17 protein-coding genes are annotated in these 22,389 nt (G+C 70.6%); 8 read left to right on the top strand and 9 right to left on the bottom strand.

Annotated elements, in window-relative coordinates; all coding sequences use genetic code 11:
• Positions 1 to 225: 225 nt before the first annotated feature.
• Positions 226 to 1,866, bottom strand: coding sequence for a protein kinase domain-containing protein (locus ACIOHC_RS06005; protein WP_351071921.1), 1,641 nt, complete (start codon positions 1,864 to 1,866; stop codon positions 226 to 228).
• A 294-nt stretch (positions 1,867 to 2,160) separates the two neighbouring features.
• Here ACIOHC_RS06005 and ACIOHC_RS06000 point away from each other — a divergent pair, with 294 nt between their 5' ends.
• Positions 2,161 to 3,789 (top strand): protein kinase domain-containing protein, encoded by a 1,629-nt coding sequence (locus tag ACIOHC_RS06000; RefSeq protein WP_351071918.1) that lies wholly within the window; start codon positions 2,161 to 2,163, stop codon positions 3,787 to 3,789.
• Between the two features lie 42 nt (positions 3,790 to 3,831).
• On the opposite strand, the gene ACIOHC_RS05995 is transcribed toward ACIOHC_RS06000, so the two are convergent.
• The 3 genes from ACIOHC_RS05995 to ACIOHC_RS05985 all read right to left on the bottom strand — a co-directional run bounded on the left by ACIOHC_RS05995 (position 3,832) and on the right by ACIOHC_RS05985 (position 6,250).
• Positions 3,832 to 4,824 (bottom strand): phosphotransferase, encoded by a 993-nt coding sequence (locus ACIOHC_RS05995; protein ID WP_351072334.1) that lies wholly within the window; start codon positions 4,822 to 4,824, stop codon positions 3,832 to 3,834.
• Between the two features lie 126 nt (positions 4,825 to 4,950).
• Positions 4,951 to 5,379 (bottom strand): pyridoxamine 5'-phosphate oxidase family protein, encoded by a 429-nt coding sequence (locus ACIOHC_RS05990; RefSeq protein ID WP_365689460.1) that lies wholly within the window; start codon positions 5,377 to 5,379, stop codon positions 4,951 to 4,953.
• A 211-nt stretch (positions 5,380 to 5,590) separates the two neighbouring features.
• On the bottom strand, positions 5,591 to 6,250 hold the full coding sequence (locus ACIOHC_RS05985; protein WP_351072332.1) for a response regulator transcription factor: 660 nt from the start codon (positions 6,248 to 6,250) through the stop codon (positions 5,591 to 5,593).
• A 340-nt stretch (positions 6,251 to 6,590) separates the two neighbouring features.
• On the opposite strand from ACIOHC_RS05985, the gene pdhA reads away from it, so the two are divergent.
• From pdhA to ACIOHC_RS05970, 3 genes are read left to right on the top strand one after another with little or no spacing between them, the layout of a single operon-like run.
• Positions 6,591 to 7,808, top strand: coding sequence for a pyruvate dehydrogenase (acetyl-transferring) E1 component subunit alpha (gene pdhA / locus ACIOHC_RS05980; RefSeq protein WP_351071913.1), 1,218 nt, complete (start codon positions 6,591 to 6,593; stop codon positions 7,806 to 7,808).
• Positions 7,809 to 7,810: 2 nt separating this feature from the next.
• A complete protein-coding gene (locus ACIOHC_RS05975; protein WP_351071911.1) occupies positions 7,811 to 8,791 on the top strand; it encodes an alpha-ketoacid dehydrogenase subunit beta in 981 nt (326 codons plus the stop codon).
• 10 nt (positions 8,792 to 8,801) lie between these two features.
• A complete protein-coding gene (locus ACIOHC_RS05970; protein ID WP_351071908.1) occupies positions 8,802 to 10,217 on the top strand; it encodes a dihydrolipoamide acetyltransferase family protein in 1,416 nt (471 codons plus the stop codon).
• A gap of 176 nt (positions 10,218 to 10,393) precedes the next feature.
• On the opposite strand, the gene ACIOHC_RS05965 is transcribed toward ACIOHC_RS05970, so the two are convergent.
• Entirely contained in the window at positions 10,394 to 11,293 is a 900-nt protein-coding gene (locus ACIOHC_RS05965; RefSeq protein ID WP_351071906.1) for a serine hydrolase, read from the bottom strand.
• A 359-nt stretch (positions 11,294 to 11,652) separates the two neighbouring features.
• Here ACIOHC_RS05965 and ACIOHC_RS05960 point away from each other — a divergent pair, with 359 nt between their 5' ends.
• Positions 11,653 to 12,357 carry a GntR family transcriptional regulator gene (locus ACIOHC_RS05960; RefSeq protein WP_351071904.1) on the top strand — a complete coding sequence of 235 codons (705 nt, stop codon included), beginning with the start codon at positions 11,653 to 11,655 and terminating at the stop codon, positions 12,355 to 12,357.
• The gene (locus tag ACIOHC_RS05955; protein ID WP_351071902.1) at positions 12,354 to 13,664 is read left to right on the top strand and encodes an MFS transporter; all 1,311 of its coding nucleotides are present in this window, start codon (positions 12,354 to 12,356) and stop codon (positions 13,662 to 13,664) included. Before ACIOHC_RS05960 ends, ACIOHC_RS05955 begins: the two co-directional genes overlap by 4 nt.
• A gap of 114 nt (positions 13,665 to 13,778) precedes the next feature.
• On the opposite strand, the gene ACIOHC_RS05950 is transcribed toward ACIOHC_RS05955, so the two are convergent.
• The gene (locus ACIOHC_RS05950) at positions 13,779 to 14,603 is read right to left on the bottom strand and encodes a maleylpyruvate isomerase family mycothiol-dependent enzyme (protein WP_351071900.1); all 825 of its coding nucleotides are present in this window, start codon (positions 14,601 to 14,603) and stop codon (positions 13,779 to 13,781) included.
• A gap of 330 nt (positions 14,604 to 14,933) precedes the next feature.
• Between ACIOHC_RS05950 and ACIOHC_RS05945 the strand changes: the two genes are divergently transcribed.
• The gene (locus ACIOHC_RS05945) at positions 14,934 to 15,734 is read left to right on the top strand and encodes a carbon-nitrogen family hydrolase (protein ID WP_351071898.1); all 801 of its coding nucleotides are present in this window, start codon (positions 14,934 to 14,936) and stop codon (positions 15,732 to 15,734) included.
• 171 nt (positions 15,735 to 15,905) lie between these two features.
• On the opposite strand, the gene ACIOHC_RS05940 is transcribed toward ACIOHC_RS05945, so the two are convergent.
• Positions 15,906 to 16,400 (bottom strand): LURP-one-related family protein, encoded by a 495-nt coding sequence (locus ACIOHC_RS05940; RefSeq protein ID WP_351071895.1) that lies wholly within the window; start codon positions 16,398 to 16,400, stop codon positions 15,906 to 15,908.
• Positions 16,401 to 16,482: 82 nt separating this feature from the next.
• On the opposite strand from ACIOHC_RS05940, the gene ACIOHC_RS05935 reads away from it, so the two are divergent.
• Positions 16,483 to 18,309, top strand: a complete 1,827-nt coding sequence (locus ACIOHC_RS05935) for an NHL domain-containing thioredoxin family protein (protein ID WP_351071894.1) — start codon at positions 16,483 to 16,485, stop codon at positions 18,307 to 18,309.
• Between the two features lie 117 nt (positions 18,310 to 18,426).
• Here ACIOHC_RS05935 and ACIOHC_RS05930 read toward each other — a convergent pair whose 3' ends face one another.
• Together ACIOHC_RS05930 and ACIOHC_RS05925 are read right to left on the bottom strand one after the other, a co-directional pair.
• Positions 18,427 to 19,179: a DUF4232 domain-containing protein gene (locus ACIOHC_RS05930; RefSeq protein ID WP_401841620.1), complete on the bottom strand. Its 753-nt coding sequence runs from the start codon at positions 19,177 to 19,179 to the stop codon at positions 18,427 to 18,429.
• A 351-nt stretch (positions 19,180 to 19,530) separates the two neighbouring features.
• Positions 19,531 to 22,299 carry an AfsR/SARP family transcriptional regulator gene (locus ACIOHC_RS05925; protein ID WP_401841618.1) on the bottom strand — a complete coding sequence of 923 codons (2,769 nt, stop codon included), beginning with the start codon at positions 22,297 to 22,299 and terminating at the stop codon, positions 19,531 to 19,533.
• Between the last annotated feature and the right edge of the window lie 90 nt (positions 22,300 to 22,389).

Raw genomic sequence — 22,389 nt, 5'->3', positions numbered from 1 at the left:
CACCCTCCTCGGGCTTCGCGTCGATCCCGGTTCGTGGATCCCGGCTCGGGCCGATCCCGGCTCGGGCCGATCCCTCAGAGCCACTGCTGTGCGTACGTGGCCCGGAAAGCCGACCTCACAAGTACCGGACCGTCACTCGCGCCCGTCCCGTGCCCCGGGCACCTCTGCCCCCGGGCACCTCTGCCCCCGAGCGCCCGCGCATCCATGCCCCGCGCGTGCGCCCGCTCAGGCCGGGTCGCCCGTCGCGACGCGCAGCTCGAAGTGGGCGCCCGTCTTGTCGACGGCCGTTCCGGAGGTCGGGAACTGGTCGATGACCTGGTCCTCCGCGTACGCGTTCCCCGGCACCTTGATCTTCTTGACGGTCCAGCCCGCCGCATCCGCGCAGGCCTTCGCGGAGAGGAAGTCCTTGTACAGGAACTTCGGCGCGTCCACCTTCTCCGGGTCGTCCGAATCCTCCAAGGGGTCCGTGCAGTCCTCGGTCTTCATCGTCCGGTTCCGCTCCGGATCCTTGTGCTCGCTCGCGGCCGGCGACTCGTTCGCGGAGGAGCCGCCCGAGGGCGGGTCCTCCTTCAGCGAGAGAACCGTGATCAGGCCGCCGATCGCGATCAGCGCGACCACGATCGCGCCGACGATCACCGGCGTGTTCCGCTTGGAGCCGCCGCCGGAGCCGCCATGCGTCTGTGTCCGGGGCTGGACCGTGTACGGCGGCGGGGTCTGCTGCTGCATCGGCGACATCGGGGCCTGGCCCTGGTACGCCGGAGCCGACTGCGGATATCCGTACGACGGAGCCGGTGCGGGGGCCGGCGTCGGCGCACCGTACGGCCCCGACTGGTACGGGCCCGGCTGGTACGGCGTCTGGACGTTCTGCGGCGCCGGGGTGGACTGGTCGACCGGCGGGAAGACCGCCGAACCGACACCCGAACCGTTGTTCGACGGTGCGCCGCCACCTGCGACGATCACCGGGGCGCCGGTCTGCCCGCCCGCGCTCAGCACGCGCGCGATCTCGTCCTGCATCGCCGCGGCGCTGGGGAAGCGCTCGTTCGGGTTCTTCCTCAGCGCGCGGGCCACGAGCGCGTCCATCGCCGGGGTGATCGACCGGTTGATGGTGGAGGGCGCGACCGGCTCCTCCTGGACATGCGCGTACGCGATGGCGAGCGGCGAGTCCGCGTCGAACGGGATGCGCCCGGTCAGCAGCTGGAACAGCATGATGCCGACCGAGTACAGGTCGGAGCGCGCGTCCACCCCGCGGCCCAGGGCCTGCTCGGGGGAGAGGTACTGCGGGGTGCCGACGACCATGCCGGTCTGCGTCATCGACGTGACGCCCGACTGCATGGCGCGGGCGATGCCGAAGTCCATGACCTTCACGACACCGCGCTTGGTCACCATCACGTTGCCGGGCTTGATGTCGCGGTGGACCAGCCCCATCTCGTGGCTGGTGTCCAGCGCGGCCAGCACGTCGGCCGTCACCTTGAGCGCCTTGTCGGCCGGCATCGCGCCGTAGCTCTGGATGTCCGCCTGGAGCACCGAGCCGAGCGGCTGCCCCTCCACGTACTCCATGACGATGTACGGCATCAGCGCGCCGCCGAGCTCGTCCTCACCGGTGTCGAAGACCGAGACGATGTTGGTGTGCTGCAGTTTGGCGACGGCCTGCGCCTCGCGCCGGAACCGCTCGCGGAAGGACTGCTCGCGTCCCAGCTCCGTGTGCAGCGTCTTGATCGCGACCTGGCGGTCCAGTGCGGAGTCGTACGCCAGGTATACGGATGCCATCCCGCCTTCGCCGAGCAGGTCGCGCAGCTGGTACCGGCCGCCGGCGACCGAACCGCCGGCATAGCGCCCCTGAGCGCCGTGTGCGCCGTCCTGGCTCATGACTTGCTTCCCCCTCGGCGCGCGACTGACGCGGTGATCCCTATTACGCGCCAAGTCTGCCCGAGGGGTACGACACGTCAAGCCGGGTGCCCGTTCCGTGACCCTACGCACAAGAAGCGTCTCGGAAGCGTTACAGGAAGCCCATGGAATTTGCGTGCGCGGCACGCCGGCCGGTTGGATGGCCCGTCCCTCCCGGAAACGGTGTGTCCGGCGGAGGCTGTAGCGTGACGTGGCAATGCAGCTAGACACCGTGAGAACCCGCGGACGCGCGGACAGATACGACGGCGAGGACTGATGGCACCCGATTCCGAAGCAAACGGCGGCGGAGTTTCGGATGGCACCGACTCCTGGGGCATCGGCGGCGTCGTCGGTGACGGGCGCTACCGGATGACCCACCGGCTCGGCCGGGGCGGCATGGCGGAGGTCTTCGCGGCCGAGGACGTCAGGCTGGGACGGACGGTCGCGGTCAAGCTCCTGCGTTCCGATCTCGCCGAGGACCCGGTCTCCAAGGCCCGGTTCACGCGCGAGGCACAGTCGGTCGCCGGCCTCAACCACCACGCGATCGTCGCCGTGTACGACTCCGGCGAGGACGTCGTGGGCGGCCAGACCGTCCCCTACATCGTGATGGAGCTCGTCGAGGGCCGCACCATCCGCGATCTGCTGCTCAATGCCGAGGCCCCGCCGCCCGAGCAGGCGCTGATCATCGTCTCGGGCGTGCTGGAAGCCCTCGCGTACTCGCACCAGCACGGCATCGTGCACCGTGACATCAAGCCCGCCAACGTGATCATCACGAACTCGGGTGCGGTCAAGGTGATGGACTTCGGCATCGCCCGTGCGCTGCACGGCGCGCAGTCGACGATGACGCAGACCGGCATGGTCATGGGTACGCCGCAGTACCTCTCCCCGGAGCAGGCGCTGGGCAAGGCCGTCGACCACCGCTCCGACCTCTACGCCACCGGCTGTCTGCTGTACGAACTCCTGGCACTGCGGCCCCCGTTCACGGGTGAGACGCCGCTCTCCGTCGTGTACCAGCATGTGCAGGACATTCCGGTTCCGCCGTCCGACGTGCTGGAGGCGGCTCCGCCGGAGCTGGACGGGCTGGTCATGCGCTCCCTCGCGAAGGACCCGGACGACCGGTTCCAGAGCGCCGAGGAGATGCGCGGGCTCGTCCAGTACAGCCTGCAGATGCTTCAGGTGCAGGGTGGCCACACGGGCACGTGGAACACCGGCCCCGTGGCGATGCACGAAGGCGGACACACCCCGCCCATGGGCGTCGGCGGGGGCACGATGGCGATGGGGCACCCGCCGCACGGGGACACCTCGCAGGGCCCGATCCTGCCGCCGATGAACCCGGACGACGGTGGCTACGAGGGCGGACATCAGGGCGGCGGCGGCCGGGGCAAGCTGTGGCTCTTCGTCCTGCTCGCGCTGATCGCGATCGGGGCCGGCGTCGCGATCGCCGTCAACGCGGCGGGAAGCGACGACAGCGGGCACGAGAAGAAGCCCACGGAGACATCCAGCTCGTCGTCGTCGCCCGAGAGCTCGCCCTCGCCGAGCGACCGGGAGAGCGAGCAGAGCCGACAGCCGGAGAACTCCACCGGCGACCAGCAGAACACGCGGCCGCGGCACTCCTACTCCCCGTCGTACACCCCGAGCCAGCCGGTCGAGCCGCCGCCGACCGAGCCGTCCACCCCGACCACGGGCGGCACGTCCGACGGAGGTACCGGTGCGACCGACGGTGGCACGGGTGCGACCGACGGCGGCACGGGTGCGACCGACGGCGCCACGGGTGCGACCGACGGCGGCACCGGGACCTCCAACGGCAGCACGGGTACGGCCGACGGCGGTGCCGGTGGCGAGGCCGCCGGAACCACCACCGGCACGTCCGCGGGGACCGGCAACGTGGCGGGCACCACCCCGTAACCGGCGCTCCGTGCCCCGTGCGGTGGCCCGCACGGGGCGTGCTCACCCCGTGAACGCCTCGCACACCGCCTGGTACTCGCGCGTCCACCAGACCGCCAGGGCCGACACCGCAGGGAACTGCGGGTCGGCCCTTCGGTCGTCCAGGCAGTACCGCCAGCGCAGTATCCAGAAGTCGTTGAGCCGTTCCCACCACACCCGGTGCACCGCCGCGGCGAGTTCCGCCGCCCCCGCCCCGGCCGCCCGCCGGTAGGCCCCCGCGTACGCCCGTACCTTCTCCAGCTCCAGCTTCCCGGCCGGCTGGACGAAGAAGATCGCCGCGGCCCGTACCGCCTCCTCCGCGCGCGGCTGGACACCGAGCCGGTCCCAGTCGAGGATCGCGACCGGGTCCGTGCCCCGGTAGAGGACGTTCAGCGGGTGGAAGTCGCCGTGCACCCAGCCGGTGGCCGGTACGTCGGGGGTGGGAGGCCTGCGGTCGGCGTGCTGTTCCAGCAGGGTGCGCCGTTCCAGGAGGCGGTGTTCGGCCAGCTCGTCGAAGGAGTCCCGGGGGCGGCGCCCGCGCGCGGCCGCCAGCAGGTCCTCGATCAGCGCGAAGGTGTCGACGGGGTCGGCGCTCCGGTGTCCGCCGGGCCGCCCGGCAGGCCCCGAGCCCGTCTCCATGACCTGTTCGAGACCGGTGTGCACGGCCCCGAGCAGCGCTCCGAGCCGCTGCGACTGGGCGGTGGTGAGCTGGGCGCCGACCCGGTGCAGCCCGTCCACCCAGGGGTGCAGGGCGTAGCACCGGCCGGCGATCTCCGTGACCGTGCCGCCCTCGGTGTCCTCCAGGGGCGGGGCGACGGGCACGCCGAGTGACTGCAGCCGCTGGGTGGCGCGGTGCTGGCGGACGATCGTGGCGCGGTCGCCGGTGGAGTCGTCGAGGTGGTGCTTGAGGAAGTACGAGCCGTTGGTGGTGGAGACGCGGTAGCCGTGGTTGAGCAAACCCTGGGTCACGGGCTTGCAGGTGAGGGGCGTACCGGCGTCCGGATAGCGGCGCAGCACCTCGTCCACCGGAGGAACGGGCGGCCGGGGCACGGAGGAGCGGGGCACGGATGAGCACAGCACCTCGCCGGCCGGTGGAGCAGACGGAAGGGTTACAGATGAGCGCGGCACTCACCAGATGTTAGATCACGCTGCGTTGCCGATCGGCTGACTTGCGTGGAAGCCCAGAGTGTGCACGGAGACGAAGTGCGGGTCGACCCCGAGGAACGCGGGGGTGAAGGGCTCCCCGTTCACCCGGGCGGGGGCGAGGCCGAAGCGGTCCCGCTGTTCGGCGGTCGGGTGCACGATCTCGGCGGGGCCGGTGAACTGCACGGACCACAGCTCGTCCTCGTCCCCCGAGGGCGCGGTGTTGAAGTTGTCCGCCCCGTACGCCACGACCGTGCCGTCGCAGGCGTCGTGGTAGCCGAGGCCGCCGTGCATCCGCAGGACGACACGGCCGTCGACCACGATGTGGCGGGCCACCGCCAGTATCGGGAGGGCCCGCATGCTCGTCGCCAGCCGGCCGTAGGGCACACGGCCGAGCAGTTCGAGCGCGTGGAGTTGCTCAGAGGGCATGCCGTCCACTCTCCGTCACCGGAGAGTCCGTGGAAAGAGGCTGCGGCCCCAGGTGGTGCGGGACCAAAGTCCCGAAGATCGCTCACCGGGGAGCGCGACCGCCCCGCCCGCGTCCGGGCCGCCGTTCAGCCTCCTCGGCAGGGGGCACTCGCCCCGGGCCGCCGGGTGCGCGGTGTCGCGCCCGCACCGGTCCGCCCGTCGTGCGCGCCGCTCAGCGCTTCTCCGCCTGTAGCCTGGCGACGTACGCGGCGGCCTGCGAGCGCCGTTCCATGCCCAGCTTGGAGAGCAGGCTGGAGACGTAATTCTTGATCGTCTTCTCGGCGAGATGCAGCCGCTCGCCGATCACCCGGTTCGTCAGCCCCTCGCCGATCAGATCGAGGATCTTGCGCTCCTGATCGGTGAGGCTCGCGAGCCTGTCGTCGCCGCGGCCCTTCTTGCCGTCGCGCAGCCGCTCCAGCACCCGGGCGGTCGCGACGGGGTCCAGCAGGGACTTCCCGGCCGCCACGTCCCGTACCGCGTTCAGCAGTTCGTTGCCGCGGATGGCCTTCAGCACATATCCCGAGGCGCCCGCCATGATCGCGTCGAAGAGCGCCTCGTCATCGGCGTACGAGGTCAGCATCAGGCATTTGATGCTGTCGTCCTGGGAACGGATCTCCCGGCAGACCTCCACCCCGCTCCCGTCCGGCAGCCGTACGTCCAGCACCGCCACATCGGGCCGGGTCGCGGGAATGCGGACCAGCGCGTCGGCCGCCGTGCCTGCCTCGCCGACGACTTCGATGTCGGGCTCCACCGAGAGCAATTCATGGACCCCGCGCCGGACGACTTCGTGGTCGTCCAGCAGAAAAACAGTGATTTTTCCTTGTTCGCGCACAAAATGCAGTCTCACACACTCGCCTCTTCCCTGCCGCCGAACGGCGGGATAACGTGCCGTTGTTCCGGCGGCCTGCGAGGCTGTTCCCAGTGCTGTGACCAGCGAGAGTTCCCGACTTTTTCGATTTACTTGGAAATCCAAGCAAAATCGCAGGTCAGATAGGGTTTCGCAGTTAAGCGGCGTACTGGGTAACGTGCTTTTGGCAGGGCGCTCGCCGGGGCACCTGTCACGCCTGTTTCCGGACCGAGCGGCACCCACCCCGTGCACGGGTACGGACACAGGCGAGCCGCACTGGCTTCCCGGCAGACCCCGGGGGCCGGACCGACGGAGGAGCACGCACGTGACCGTGGAGAGCACTGCCGCGAGCAAACCGCGACGCAGCAGTAAGCGGACCAGCGCCGTTAAGACAGCCGCTAAGACGTCCGCCAAGACGCCGGCCAGGACGTCCGCGAAGACGCCCGCCAGGAAGCCACAGAGTTCCGAGCCCGAGCTCGTACAGTTGCTGACGCCCGAGGGCGAGCGCGTGGAGCACCCGGACTACCGGATCGACCTGACCGCCGAGGAGCTGCGCGGTCTGTACCGGGACATGGTCCTGACCCGCCGCTTCGATGCCGAGGCCACCGCCCTGCAGCGCCAGGGCGAGCTGGGTCTGTGGGCCTCGCTGCTCGGCCAGGAGGCCGCCCAGATCGGCTCCGGCCGGGCCCTGCGTGACGACGACTACGTCTTCCCGACGTACCGCGAGCACGGCGTCGCCTGGTGCCGCGGGGTCGATCCGACCAATCTGCTCGGAATGTTCCGCGGTGTGAACCACGGTGGATGGGACCCCAACAGCAACAACTTCCACCTGTACACGATCGTCATCGGCTCGCAGACCCTGCACGCCACCGGCTACGCCATGGGCGTCGCCAAGGACGGCGCGGACTCGGCCGTGATCGCGTACTTCGGCGACGGTGCCTCCAGCCAGGGAGATGTCGCCGAGTCCTTCACCTTCTCCGCGGTCTACAACGCCCCAGTCGTCTTCTTCTGCCAGAACAACCAGTGGGCGATCTCCGAGCCGACCGAGAAGCAGACCCGCGTCCCGCTCTACCAGCGCGCGCAGGGCTACGGCTTCCCCGGTGTCCGGGTCGACGGCAATGATGTGCTCGCCTGCCTGGCCGTCACCAGGTCGGCGCTGGAGCGGGCCCGCCGGGGGGAAGGGCCCACGCTCGTCGAGGCCTTCACCTACCGCATGGGCGCGCACACCACCTCCGACGACCCCACGAAGTACCGGGCGGACGAGGAGCGCGCAGCCTGGGAGGCCAAGGACCCGATCCTGCGGCTGCGTACGTACCTGGAGAAGCAGGGCGCCGCCGACGAGGCGTTCTTCACCGCGCTGGAGGAGGAGAGCGAAGCCCTCGGCAAGCGGGTGCGTGAGGCGGTGCGGGCGATGCCCGATCCGGACCGGATGGCGATCTTCGACCACGTCTACGCCGACGGGAACCCGCTCGTCGACGAGGAGCGCGCCCAGTTCGCCGCGTACCAGGCATCGTTCGCGGACTCCGCCGAGGAAGGCAAGTAGCCATGGCCATGGAAAAGATGTCCATCGCGAAGGCGCTCAACGAGTCGCTGCGCAAGGCCCTCGACACCGACCCCAAGGTCCTCGTCATGGGCGAGGACGTCGGCAAGCTGGGCGGCGTCTTCCGGATCACCGACGGACTCCAGAAGGACTTCGGCGAGGACCGGGTGATCGACACCCCGCTCGCCGAGTCCGGCATCGTCGGCACCGCGATCGGCCTGGCCCTGCGCGGCTACCGGCCCGTCGTGGAGATCCAGTTCGACGGCTTCGTCTTCCCCGCGTACGACCAGATCGTCACGCAGCTCGCCAAGATGCACGCGCGGGCGCTCGGCAAGATCAAGCTGCCGGTCGTCGTGCGGATTCCGTACGGCGGCGGCATCGGCGCCGTCGAGCACCACAGCGAGTCCCCCGAAGCCCTGTTCGCGCACGTCGCGGGCCTGAAGGTGGTCTCGCCCTCGAACGCGAGCGACGCCTACTGGATGATGCAGCAGGCCGTCCAGAGCGACGACCCGGTCATCTTCTTCGAGCCGAAGCGCCGCTACTGGGACAAGGGAGAGGTCGAGACCGACTCCATTCCCGGCCCGCTGCACCGGGCCACGGTGGCGCGTACCGGCTCCGACCTCACGCTCGTCGCCTACGGCCCGATGGTGAAGGTCTGCCTGGAAGCGGCCGCGGCCGCCCAGGAGGAGGGCAAGTCGATCGAGGTGCTGGACCTGCGGTCCATGTCCCCGATCGACTTCGACACCATCCAGACCTCGGTCGAGAAGACCGGCCGGCTCGTGGTGGTCCACGAGGCGCCGGTGTTCTACGGCTCCGGGGCCGAGATCGCCGCCCGGATCACCGAGCGCTGCTTCTACCACCTGGAAGCACCGGTGCTGAGGGTCGGCGGCTACCACGCCCCGTACCCGCCGGCGCGGCTGGAGGACGAGTACCTGCCGGGTCTCGACCGTGTGCTCGACGCCGTCGACCGCGCGCTGGCGTACTGAGGACTGGGGCGTGACAACGATGACCGACACTTCCAACGCTGCTCGCTTCCGTGAGTTCAAGATGCCCGACGTGGGCGAGGGACTGACCGAGGCCGAGATCCTCAAGTGGTACGTCCAGCCCGGCGACACCGTCACCGACGGTCAGGTCGTATGCGAGGTCGAGACGGCCAAGGCGGCCGTGGAGCTGCCGATTCCGTTCGACGGGGTGGTGCATGAGCTGCGCTTCCCCGAGGGCACGACCGTGGACGTCGGCCAGGTGATCATCGCGGTGGACGTGGTACCGGGCAGCGGTGACGCCGCTCCGGCTGCCGTGCCCGCGCCGGCCGCGGAACCGGCCGCGGAACCGGAACGGGAGGCTCCCAAGGGCCGTCAGCCCGTCCTGGTGGGATACGGCGTCGCCGAGACCTCCACGAAGCGGCGCGCCCGCAAGGGCACCGGGGCGGCGGTTCCCGCCGCGGCGGCGGCCATCCAGGGAGAGCTGAACGGGCACGGATCCGTGGCCGTTCAGGAGAGCCGCCCGCTGGCGAAGCCGCCGGTGCGCAAGCTGGCCAAGGACCTGGGCATCGACCTGGCGACGGTCGTGCCGACCGGTGAGGGCGGCATCATCACCCGTGCGGACGTGCACGCGGCGGCCACGCCCGTGCCGGCCCAGGCCGAGGCCCGGGTCGAGGCGGAGGCCACCGTGTCCTCGGCCCCCGAGGCGCCGGCCCCCGTCGTCGCGGGCGTGCGGGAGACCCGTGTCCCGGTCAAGGGCGTACGGAAGGCCATCGCCCAGGCGATGGTCGACAGCGCCTTCACCGCGCCGCACGTCACGGAGTTCGTGACCGTCGATGTGACGCGCACGATGAAGCTGGTGGCGGAGCTCAAGGAGGACAAGGACATGGCGGGGGTCCGGGTCAACCCGCTCCTGATCATCGCCAAGGCGCTCCTGGTCGCGATCAGGCGCAATCCGGACGTCAACTCCGCCTGGGACGAGGCGAACCAGGAGATCGTGCGCAAGCACTACGTCAACCTGGGCATCGCCGCCGCCACCCCGCGCGGTCTGATCGTGCCGAACATCAAGGACGCGCACGACAAGACCCTGCCGGAACTCGCCGCGGCACTGGGCGAGCTGGTCTCCACGGCACGTGAGGGCAGAACGTCCCCCGCGGCCATGGCGGGTGGCACGGTGACCATCACCAACGTCGGTGTCTTCGGCGTCGACACGGGTACGCCGATCCTGAACCCGGGCGAGTCGGCGATCCTCGCGGTCGGCGCGATCAAGCTCCAGCCGTGGGTGCACAAGGGCAAGGTGAAGCCTCGTCAGGTCACCACGCTCGCCCTGTCGTTCGACCACCGCCTGGTCGACGGCGAGCTCGGCTCCAAGGTTCTGGCGGATGTCGCCGCGATCCTGGAACAGCCGAAGCGGCTGATCACTTGGGCCTGACGGCCTGACGGCCTGACGGCCTGACGGCCTGACGGCCTGACGGCCTGACGGCCTGACGGCCTGACGGCCTGACGGCCCGACCGCAATGAAGGAGGGGCCCCGCGCACCGCGGGGCCCCTCCTTCATGCCGTTGTCCGTGGCTCGGCCGGTACGGTCGGCCGTACTGCCGGACGGGACTACTTCTTGAAGCTGTAGTCCATGATCTTCTTCATGTCCGCGGTGCGGGTGGTCGCGCTCGTGGAGGAGAGCACCGTGCCGATGACCGTCTTGCCGTTGCGGGTCGCGGCGAAGACCAGGCAGTACTTGGCCGTCGGGCCGGAACCGGTCTTCACGCCGATCGCCCCGCTGTAGCTGCTGAGCATGGTGTTGGTGTTGGACCACGACATGTAGCGGTAACCGCCGGACTTCGTGGTGACCTTCTGCTTGGTCGACTTGGTCTTCACGACCGTGCGGAACGTGGAGTTCTTCATCGCGCTGCTGGCGATCTTCGTCAGGTCGCGCGGCGTCGAGTAGTTCGAGCCGTTCCCTATGCCGTCGAACGAGTCGAAGTGGGTGTTCTTCAGGCCGAGGGACTTCGCGGAGGCGTTCATCTTGCCGATGAACGACTTCACGCGGGCCGCACGGGTGGTGCCGGAGCCGTACTTGTCGGCCAGCGCGTACGCGGCGTCGCAGCCGGACGGCAGCATCAGGCCGTACAGCAGCTGACGGACCGTGACCTTGTCGCCCACGATCAGGTGGGCCGAGGAGGCGCCCTTGGAGACGATGTAGTCGCTGTACGCCTTCTGGATCGTGACCTTGGAGTCCAGGTTCAGATTCTTCTGCTCCAGGACGACCTTGGCGGTCATGATCTTGGTGGTGGAACCGGTGGAGCGACGGGTGTCCGCGGCCTTGGTGAACAGGGTCTTCGCGGTGCCGTTGTTCATCACGAAACCGCCCTTGGCGGTGATCGTGGGGGTGGGCGGCGTGGCTGCCTGCGCCGTGGAGGCGAACACGCTGCCCGCGATGACGGCACCCGCGGTGAGAGCCACGGTGGCAGTGGCGGAAACGCGGTTTATGCCCTTAATGCCGATTTTCAACTTGAACGCTCCAAATGCCCCTGGAATGCGGCCACATGAGGGTCCGCTCGGTGGTGAGACTCATGAGGCGGGCGGAAGGATGTGCTGATTCCTGGGGCAATTTCGGAGCAACGCAGGGTTCGGTTCGAGGGGCTCCTTCGGAAGCCCGGCAGGCGTCCTTGGGGGTTCGGTGCGGGTCTCCCCGGAAGTGCGGCGCGGGTCGCCCCGAAGCGCGACGCCGGTCTCCCCGGAAGCGCGACGTGGATCTTTTTCTGCGGCGGGGCCGGGTCCGTCCGGAAAACAGCCGGAAAACAGGCAGGGACCTGTCCGGATCCCGGACGGGCGCCACGATGCACGCATCTTGTATCTATGCTGTGTACATGCCTGCCGCACCCCCAGCCGTGAAGCCCCCCGTGAAGTCCGCCACGAAGCCGACGAAGCCGACCGTCAAGCAGCCCCCCGCCGCCGAGCGCGTCTATACCCACATCAAGGAAGCGGTTCTGGACCGTCGCTACGAGGGCGGCACGCTCCTCACCGAAGGTGATCTCGCGGAGGCCGTCGGTGTCTCCCGTACGCCCGTGCGGGAGGCGCTGCTGCGGCTGGAGGTCGAGGGGCTGATCAAGCTGTATCCGAAGAAGGGCGCTCTCGTGCTCGCCGTCTCCGCGCAGGAGATCGCGGACGTGGTGGAGACCCGGCTGCTGGTCGAGGAGTTCGCGGCCCGCAAGGCCGTGCCCGCCTCCGCGCAGTTGATCGGACGGCTCGAAGAACTCCTGGAGGAGCAGCGCCAGTTGGCTCAGGCCGGAGATCTGGCCGCAGTGTCCGTGAAGGACCGCTGCTTCCACGCCGAGATCGTGCGCAACGCGGGCAACGACATTCTCTCGCGCCTCTACGACCAGCTGCGCGACCGGCAGTTGCGGATGGGCGTCGCCGTGATGGAGGCGCATCCGGGAAGGATCGCCGCGAACATCACCGAGCACGGCGAGCTGCTGGAAGCCATCCGGTCCGGTGACGCCGATGGTGCCGCGCAGGTCGTGCGGCGTCATGTCAGCCGGGTCAAGGTGCTGGTCAGGGGTGAGGACCGGTGAGTTCTGCCGCCGCTCCCACCCTCTCCCTGCCCGGTGATCCACCCGGCGGCCGGCGTGCCGTGTGGGTGTGGGGCATCGGTGTCGCCGTCTACTTCGTCGCGATCATCTTCCGTACCAGCCTGGGCGTGGCCGGACTCGACGCCGCCGACCGGTTCCACGTCAACGCCTCGGCGCTCTCCACCTTCTCCATCCTTCAGCTGCTCGTCTACGCGGGCATGCAGATACCCGTCGGCCTGATGGTCGACCGGCTCGGCACCAAGAAGGTCCTCACCCTCGGGGCCGTGCTGTTCACGCTCGGGCAGCTCGGCTTCGCGCTCTCCCCCTCGTACGGCATGGCGCTGGCGTCCAGGGCGCTGCTCGGCTGCGGTGACGCGATGACGTTCATCAGCGTGCTGAGGCTCGGCGCGCGCTGGTTCCCGGCCCGGCGCGGTCCGCTGATCGGTCAGGTCGCCGCGCTCTTCGGGATGGCGGGCAACCTCGTCTCGACGCTCTTCATCGCGCGGGCCCTGCACGGATTCGGCTGGACCACCACGTTCGCCGGCAGCTCCGCCGCCGGGGTTCTCGTTCTCGTCCTGCTTCTGCTGTTCCTGAAGGATCACCCCGAGGGCCACGAGCCGCCGCCCGTCGAGCACGCGGGCGCCGCCTATGTGCGCAAGCAGATCGCCGCCTCCTGGCGGGAGCCCGGCACCCGGCTCGGCATGTGGGTGCACTTCACCACGCAGTTCCCGGCCATGGTCTTCCTGCTGCTGTGGGGTCTGCCGTTCCTGGTGGAGGCGCAGGGGCTGAGCCGGTCCGCGGCCGGTGAGCTGCTCACGCTGGTGGTGCTCTCCAACATGGCGTTCGGGCTGGTCTACGGGCAGATCATCGCCCGCCACCACGCGGCCCGCGCCCCGCTGGCCCTCGGTACGGTCACGGTGACGGCCCTGCTCTGGGCGTCGACCATCTTCTACCCGGGCGACCACGCGCCGATGTGGCTGCTGATCGTCCTGTGCGTGGTGCTCGGCGCGTGCGGTCCCGCCTCGATGATCGGCTTCGACTTCGCACGGCCCGCCAACCCGCCGGAGCGCCAGGGCACCGCGTCGGGCATCGTCAACATGGGCGGCTTCGTCGCCTCGATGACCACACTGTTCGCCGTCGGTGTGCTGCTGGACGCGACCGGGGACAACTACCGGATCGCGTTCGCCTCGGTCTTCGTGCTGGAGACGCTCGGCGTCGTACAGATCCTGCGGCTGCACTCCCGGGCCACGCACCGCGAGCGGGACCACCATGTGATCAGCCGCGTGGAAGCCGTGCACGTACCCGCGTGACGCGTCTGTCGTGCCGGATCGGCGGCGCGCCCGTCCTCGTACGACGGGCGCCGCCGACCCACGGTGGCACGGCGCCGGGGCACTACGACCTCAGGGCCTCAGGGCCTCGCAGCGTCACGGCGTCACGGCGAAGTTCTGCAGGATCGCCGCCGCCAGTTCCTGGTCGCCCTCGACCTTGACCCGGTCCGCGACCGCGCCGACGCGCACCCGCCCGCAGGCGAGGCGGAAGTACGTCTCCCAGTCCATCGCGAGCGTCACCGCGGGACCCAGCGACGGCGAGCCGTCCACCGAACCGCGTCCCTCCGCGTCGACCCTGACCGTGCGCAGGAACTCCATCGGCCCGTGCACATCGAGCACGACCGCCGAGTTGTTCGGCGCGCCCGCGTCCTTGGCGACCACCTTCGGCAGCGCGGCGAGCAGGGTGTCCCGGACGATGGAGGCGCCGGGAGAGTCCAGATTGCCGGGCTGCCCCAGCGTCGTCCGCAGATCCTGCTCATGCACCCAGACGTCGAAGGCGCGCATCCGCAGCGCGAGTTCGAGGGTCTGCTCGGCGCCCAGCGGCGCCCGGACCATGGTCTCGGGGTCGCGCGTCTCGTTGCGCAGCTGACGTGCGCGGCGAATGATCGTGTACTCCAGCTCGGAGGTCATCTCCGGCGCGGTGTGGTGACGCCGCACATCGACCTGCATCTCCATGTAGCGAGCGAAGTCGCTCTGCACATGGAAGAGGTCGCGCGGCAGCGTGTGGATCGGACGCGGATCGCCGAGCTGCTCGGACTCCATGCCGATGATGTGCGAGACGATGTCGCGCACCGACCAGTTGGGGCACGGTGTACGGGCGTTCCACTCTCCCTCGGCGAGCGGCTTCACCAGCTCGGCTATCGACTCGATGGAGTGGGTCCAGGCATCGGCGTAGGTCTGGAGGCTGGGATGGACGGTCACGGGACCCCTCGTGCGGTTCTGCGGTGCATGGGCTGGAGTGCTGGGCGCGGGCGGTGGGCTGCGTGGGAGGTTCGGTCGCTCAGGGCGTCCGGTCACCGGGGGATGGCGTCACGGGGCTCGGCACGCACATCTGCGGCGTTGTCGTCGGTCACCAACGCTCCGCGTCGACTCCCTCATCCGCCTTGCAGCTGCACGCACCCGGCCCCGCTCCTTCTTCCACCCCCAGTCGCCGGACGCTCTAAGTTACGCTGCGAGCAGGCACCCCGGCAGTGCTTTCGTGTGACGATCGTAGGCCCGTGTTGACGGCTCGAATGCCAGGACGGTGGTAGTGTGCACGCCTCCCTCATCCAGATCGCAGTAGACCCGGACGAATCCGTCAATTCCCGCAGGGGGCGTGCGGCTTCGCTGATCGCGGACCAGCGCGGTGCGGATCTGGTGATTCTTCCCGAGCTCTGGCCCGTCGGCGCCTTCGCCTACACGACCTTCGAGGACGAGGCCGAACCCTTTCAGGGGCCCACCCACGACATCATGGCGAAGGCCGCGGCCGACGCCGGGGTCTGGCTGCACGCGGGCTCCTTCGTCGAGCGCGCCGCCGACGGCACTCTCTACAACACCGCGCTCGTCTTCACGCCCGAGGGCGAGCGGGCCGCCGCGTACCGCAAGATCCATCGCTTCGGCTTCGACCAGGGCGAGGCGGTCATGATGGGTGCCGGCGAGGAATTGGTCACGGTCGCTCTGCCGGAGACCACGCTGGGCCTTGCCACCTGTTACGACCTGCGCTTCCCGGAGATGTTCCGTGGTCTGGTCGACGCGGGCGCCGAGACGCTGATCGTCGCGGCGGGCTGGCCCGAGCGCCGCCGCTCCCACTGGACACTGCTGGCCCAGGCCCGTGCCGTCGAGAACCAGTCGTACGTGCTGGCCGTCGCCACCGCGGGCACCCACGCCGGAATCCAGCAGGCCGGGCACAGCATCGTCGTCGACCCATGGGGCGAGGTGCTCGCCGAGGCGGGCGCGGACGAGGAGGTGCTGAGCGTGGAGTTCGACCCGTCGAAGGTCGCCGCCACGCGTGAGCAGTTCCCGGCGCTCAAGGACCGGCGGCTGGGGCTGGCCCCGCCCGAGACGGTCAAGTAGTCACGTTTCACGTGAAACCGGGCCCGGCGCCGTCGTCGGGCCCGCCCACCGGCAATTCCGCCCACGGCCCGCGGCCCACCGACGGTTCCGGCCTCGATCCGCGGGCCCTCGACGGTTCCGGCCTCCATGCGCGACCCCTCGGCTGCCTGACGGGCTCGGTCTCCGCGCCCGTCAGTCGTTGTCGCGTTCCTTGTCCGCGAGCACGATGACGCACACGGATACGGCGATCAGCAGCGCCGTGTCGGCGTCCTCCCGTACGACGTCGATGCCGTACGTGTCCCGGACGGTCAGCCACCGTCGCGAGATCTGGGCCAGCAGTTCCCCGTCGTAGTCGATGGCGAACTCGCGGTCCAGGATCTTGCCGCTGACATCGAGCTCGGTGCCGTCCACCAGCGTGACCCGGTAGTGGTTGCGCAGCAGCGACAGCCGTTTGCGCTTGACCTTGGCGAGCTCCTCGCCCTCGCGCTCGATGAGCATCGTGTCGCGCAGGCTGAGCAGCTTCTGCCGGATCTCGACCAGGATCCGGCCCTGCGCGTCCTTCAGCTCGAAGGTGTCGCGCACCCGCAGGGCCTTGCCGTCGACGAGGAAGACCTTGCGGCCGTCCGTGTCCTCGATCCAGTAGTCGTCACCGACGGCGAGGAGCCGTTCACGTACCAGGAATCTCATGGCTCACAGGTTCCCCCAGGACTCCCCGGAATGCGTGGACCCTCAGGAATGCGCGCGGGCCACGGTGATGTTGACTGTTCACATGGCAACACGTGCGCGCGTCAGGGCCCCCGAGCTGATCGGCAAGGGCGGCTGGCTCAATACAGGCGACCAGCAGTACACCCTCGCTGACCTGCGAGGACGCATTGTGATCCTGGATTTTTGGACCTTCTGCTGTGTGAACTGTCTGCATGTCCTCGATGAGCTGCGCGAGCTGGAGGAGAAGCACCGCGACACCGTCGTGATCATCGGTGTGCACTCGCCGAAGTTCGTGCACGAGGCCGAGCACGAGGCAGTCGTCGACGCCGTCGAGCGGTACGAGGTCCACCATCCGGTCCTCGACGACCCGGAGCTGGCGACCTGGAAGCAGTACGCCGTACGGGCCTGGCCCACGCTCGTCGTCGTCGACCCCGAGGGGTATGTCGTCGCCCAGCACGCGGGTGAGGGACATGCGCACGCCATCGAGAAGCTGGTCGAGGAGCTGGAAGCGGAGCACGAGGCGAAGGGCACACTGCGCCGCGGTGACGGCCCCTATGTCGCGCCCGAGCCGGTCGCCACGCATCTGCGCTTCCCCGGCAAGGCCCTGCTCCTGCCCGACGGCGGTTTCCTGGTCTCCGACACCACCCGGCACCGCCTGGTAGAGATCGAAAGCGACGGTGAAACGGTCCGCCGCCATGTCGGAACGGGCGACCGGGGATTCGCCGACGGCGGGCCCGACGAGGCCCGGTTCTCCGAGCCCCAGGGACTCGCCGTGCTGCCCGACGGCCGGATCGCGGTCGCCGACACCGTCAATCACGCCGTCCGCGCCTTCGACCTCACCACCGGGATCACGACGACCCTCGCCGGCACCGGCCGCCAGTGGTGGCAGGGTTCGCCGACGGCCGGCCCGGCCCGCGAGGTCGACCTCTCCTCCCCCTGGGACGTCGCCTGGTTCGCGGACCGCCTTTGGATCGCCATGGCGGGCGTGCACCAGCTGTGGACGTACGACCCCGGGACGGGGACCGTGCGCGTCGCGGCGGGCACGACCAACGAGGGCCTGGTCGACGGGCCCGCCGACGAAGCCTGGTTCGCCCAGCCGTCGGGGCTCGCCGTGTCGGCCGACGGGGAGCGGCTGTGGGTCGCCGACTCGGAGACGTCCGCCCTGCGGTACGTCGAACGCGACGGCACCGGCTTCGCCGTCCGCACGGCCGTGGGCACCGGCCTCTTCGACTTCGGACACCGCGACGGCCGAGCGGATCAGGCACTGTTCCAGCACCCGCTGGGCGTGACCGCACTGCCCGACGGGTCCGTCGCCGTCTGCGACACGTACAACCACGCGCTGCGGCGCTACGACCCCGTGAGCGGCGAGGTCACCACCCTGGCCACGGACCTGCGTGAGCCCAGCGACGCGGTGCTGGTCGACGGCGATCTCGTCGTCGTCGAGTCCGCCCGGCACCGGCTGACCCGGCTGCGGCTCCCGGAGGAGGCCGTACGCGTCGCCGGCCAGGCCCATCACACGCAGCGCGCAGCCACCGAGATCGCCCCGGGCACGCTCCGGCTCGACGTGGTCTTCCAGGCGCCCGCCGGGCAGAAGCTGGACACCCGGTACGGTCCTTCGACCCGGCTGCTGGTCTCGGCGACCCCGCCCGAGCTGCTCGCGGAGGGTTCCGGTCCCGGTACCGACCTCTTCCGCGACCTGGTCCTGGCCGACGGCGTCACCGAGGGGGTCCTGCACGTGTCCGCCATGGCGGCGTCCTGCGACGACGACCCGGCGAACGAGTACCCGGCCTGCCATGTCCACCAACAGGACTGGGGCGTCCCCGTCCGCGTGAGTGCGGAGGGAACGCCCCGGCTGCCGCTGGTGCTGGCAGGCATGGACGAGCAGGGCTGACGTCGCGCGAAGTCCCGGAAGCGTGGTGGCGCAGGGGCTTCCGTGCCGGTGCGGTGTGTGCGGCGAGAGGGATTCGGCGCACACACCGCAGGCTCGTCCGAGGCCTGGCCCAGCAGGTCAGGAGCCCGCCTGCTTCATGGAGCTCACCGCGTCGGCGACCGTGCTCCGGTACAGGCCCAGCTTCGGGGCGCGCACCTTCACATCGGGGCCGAGCTTGAAGTTCTGCGTGTCGGCGTTGGGCATGTGGTCGCCGTCGGCGAGCACGTTCATCTCGTCGATCCAGGTCAGGCCGTTCGCACCGCTCGGGTTGAGGTCGATCACCGCGATGGCGGCCGTCTTGGGCTTGACCGGGTACGCGGGTGCGCCGCCCAGGCCGCCGGGAACGGTCGGCCGGATGTCGGAGCTGTGGTCCGAGGCCTTCGCGGCGCCCAGGCTGACTCGCGGGAAGTAGCTCAGGCCGCAGGAGTTCGCGCCGACGTTGTTGACCTCGATCACCTGCTGGGTGGCCGAACCCTCGCGGGGGTACACACGCACCGACAGGTCCCCGCTCTTGCACGGGTGCTTGTAGGCGTAGCTGTCGCTGGTGTCGCCGCTCGTCGTGGTGCCGCCGCCGGACGTGCCGGACTTCGAGGTGCCCGTCTTCGTGGCTCCGGTGTTCTGCGCGGTACCGCCGGTCTTCGCGGTGTGCGTGGTCGTCGCGTCGGTGGTCGACCGGGAGGCGTCCGCCGAAGCGGCGGCCGACGCGGCTTCGTCCGCCGGACCGGCGGACTTCGTGCCGGTGTCGTTCCCGCCGCAGGCGGTGAGGGCCAGGGCGAGCACGGCGGTGGTCGCGGCGGCGAGGGCGGCGGAGCGGTTGCGGAAGGTACTCATGGAAATTCCCCCGAGTGTGACGAGTGCGATGGGAGGCGGACGCCCGGTCATCCGGCGAACGCCTCTGACCTGCTGACATCCATGAGTCTGGGACCCGCCGCTCATGTTCCGCTGTCGTCCGGCTGACGTCCCGCTGACGTCTTCGGCCGTGCTTCCGCGGGCGTCCTCACGGAGGCCGGCACGGGTGCCTTCGCGGGCGGCTTCGTGGGTGTTCTCGCGGCCTCCGCAGTCCCGCCCGCGCGGCTCGAACACCGGAATCGCTCGCCGCCCACGCCGGTCGGCACGGGGGACGCGGGGAACGCACGCGTCGGCGGCACAGGGTGGGGAACGCACGCGTCGGCGGCACAGGGTTCAGCCGTCGTCGGCGAGCCGTCGGACCGCCTCTTCGTACCGTTTGCGGTACTCCGTGTGTGCCGTGACCCGCAACAGCGCTTCGAGGGCCCGGACCGCGCCGTCGTCGTAACCCGCGTGTTCCGCCTCTCCGGCCGCCAGGTCCAGCAGCCGGATGCCCTCGTCCTCCTCGCCGAGCGCCAGCCGGGCCTCGCCGCTGACGGTCAGCAGCAGCACCCGGCGCGCGACCTCCTCGTGCTCGGGGCCGAGGTCGAGCGCCGTGCGGGCGGAGTGCAGTGCCTCCTGCGGGCGGTCGGCGGTGAGCTGCATCCGGGCGAGGTGCTGCAGGGCGAGCATCTCGGTGTGTGCGTCGGCTTCCTCGCGGGCCAGGCCGACGGCACGCTCGCAGCCTTCCAGCGCCGCGTCGAGCCCGCCCTGTTCGGCCCGCACGATGGCCAGGTTGACCAGCGCGGTCGCCTCGCCGAGCCGGTCGCCGGCCTGTCGGGCGAGGGCGGGCGAGCGCTCCAGCAGGGTGACGGCCTCGGCGGTCCTGCCCTCCTCGGCCAGCACCCAGCCCAGGAGATTGAGCACCCGTGACTCGGCGTAGGGATCGCGCCGGGTACGGGCCGAGTCCAGCGCCAGTTCCAGCAGCGGGGCCCAGCTGTCGCGCACCCGCCGCACCACCTGCGGCCACTGGAGCAGGATGATCCGCCAGGTCCGGTCGTCGAGTCCGGCGGTCCGGGCCGCGAGGGCGGCCAGGGCCAGGTCGTCGCGCTCGTCGGCCAGCCAGCGCATCGCCGCCTCCCGGTCGGTGAAGTCCCTGACGGCGGCGGGGCGGCGGAAGTCGTCCGGCAGGACGAAGCAGGGCTCACCGCCGGGTTCGGCCGTGTCGGCGGCGGCGAGCGCCGTCGCTATGTAGTGGTCGAGGACACCGATGAGGGCTTCGGACCCGGACGCGGGGTCCAGGCCGCGGGCGTAGAGGCGCACCAGGTCGTGCAGGATCCAGCGGCCCGGCGCCGTCTCGGTGACGAGGTGCGCGGTGGAGAGCCGGTCCAGTGCGGCCGCCGCGACGACCGGGTCCGTACCGGCGAGCGCGGCGGCCGTGTACGGGTCGAAGTGGCTGCCGGGGTGGTGACCGAGCCGGCTGAACTGGAGGACGGCGTCCGGCGGCAGCTGCTGCACGGTCAGCCGGAGCGCGGCGGAGACGCCGGTGTCGTCCACGTCGAGGTACGTCAGCCGGCTGCGTTCGTCGGCGAGTTCGTCGGCCAGACCGGCCAGGGTCCGCTCCGGGCGTCCGGCCAGCCGGGCCGCGGTGACGCGCAGGGCGAGCGGCAGTCCTCCGCAGAGTCCGGCGAGACGACGGGCGGCCACGGGTTCGGCGAGGACCCGTTCCTCGCCGAGCACACCGGCCAACAGGGCGGTGCCGTCCTGCGGTTCGAGTACGTCGAGCGGAACGGGACGGGCCGCGTCCGAGGCGATGAGGCCTTCCATCCGGTGCCGACTGGTCACCAGCGTGACGCAGTCCGTGCCGCCCGGAAGCAGCTGCCTGACCAGGGCCGAGTCACGGGCGTTGTCGAGGACGACGAGCAGCCGGCGCCGGTCGGTCAGGGACCGGAAGAGCGCTGCCGCGGCGGGGGCGGACTCCGGGACGCGGCGCGGCGCGACGCCGAGCGCCAGCAGGAACTCGCGCAGGACCTCGATGAGCGTCGGGTCACCGGTGGCGCTGAATCCGCGCAGATCGGCGAAGAGCCGGCCGTCCGGGAAGGCGGTGGAGTTGCGGTGCGCCCACTGGAGGGCCAGCGCGGTCTTTCCCACGCCGGCCGGTCCGGTGACCAGGCAGATGGGTGCCTCGCCCGCCGCGGCCCGGCTGAGCGCGGCCAGTTCGGCGCCTCGGCCGTGGAAGCCGCGGGGCGCGCGGGGCAGCAGGTCGGTGGGGTGCGGTTCGCCGACGAGGGGCTGCGGGGCCGGGGAGCGGGGAAGCGGCGGGCCGGGGGCGCTGTCCGTCCCGGCCTCCGTGCCACCGGTCGGGTCGGCCGACGCAGCCGGTCCGGGGTCGCCGCGCAGGATCAGCGCGTACGCGTCGGCGAGTTCGTGTCCCGGGTCGATCCCGAGCTCGTCGGCGAGCAGCCGCCTCGTGCGGTGGAACCAGTCCAGGGCCTCCGACTGACGCCCCGCCCGGTACAGCGCCGTCATCAGCGCCGCCGCCAGCGACTCCCGCATCGGATGCGCGACCGCTTCCGCCCGCAGCACCGCCGCGGCCCGGCTGTGTTCCCCCAGCGCCGTGTAGGAGTAGGCCAGTTGCTCGACCGCCGCCAGCCGGGACTCCTCCAGCGAGTGCGCGGCGGCCTGCAGCGGCGGGCCGGCGAACGCGCCGGTGAGCGCCGGGCCCTGCCACAGGGACAGGGCCTCCTTGAGCATCAGTACGGAGTCGGCGGGGCTGCGCTGCTCCCGCGCCAGCACCAGCAGTTCCTCGAACCGCTGCGAGTCCAGCAGGGTCTCCGGCACCCGCAGCACGTACGCGTCGCCGAGCGTGATCAGTTCCACCCCGTACGCCCCCGCGTCCGCGCCCACCAGGAGGGCGCGGAGCCGGGAGACGTGGCCCTGGATGACACTGCGGGCGTGCAGCGGCGGTTCGTCGTCCCACAGGGAGTCCGTCAGCCGGGCGATGGACACAGGTGTGTTGGCGGACAGCAGCAACGCGGCCAGCAGGCTGCGGCGTTTGGCGGGGCCGAGGGGCAGCGGCCCGGTGCGGGTGTCGACGGAGACGGTGCCGAGCAGCCGGAACTCCACGTACGGCTTCCCTTCCGGGCGGGTGCACCTGTGGTGGGGGCACAGGAAAAATCCCAGGATATCGGGGTGCCGCGGAGTCGGCGAGGGGCC

Source organism: Streptomyces sp. NPDC088252, from assembly GCF_044740965.1.
Classification (GTDB): domain Bacteria; phylum Actinomycetota; class Actinomycetes; order Streptomycetales; family Streptomycetaceae; genus Streptomyces.
Note: the sequence above shows the minus strand (reverse complement) of the source record. Positions and strands in the feature narration are given on the sequence as shown.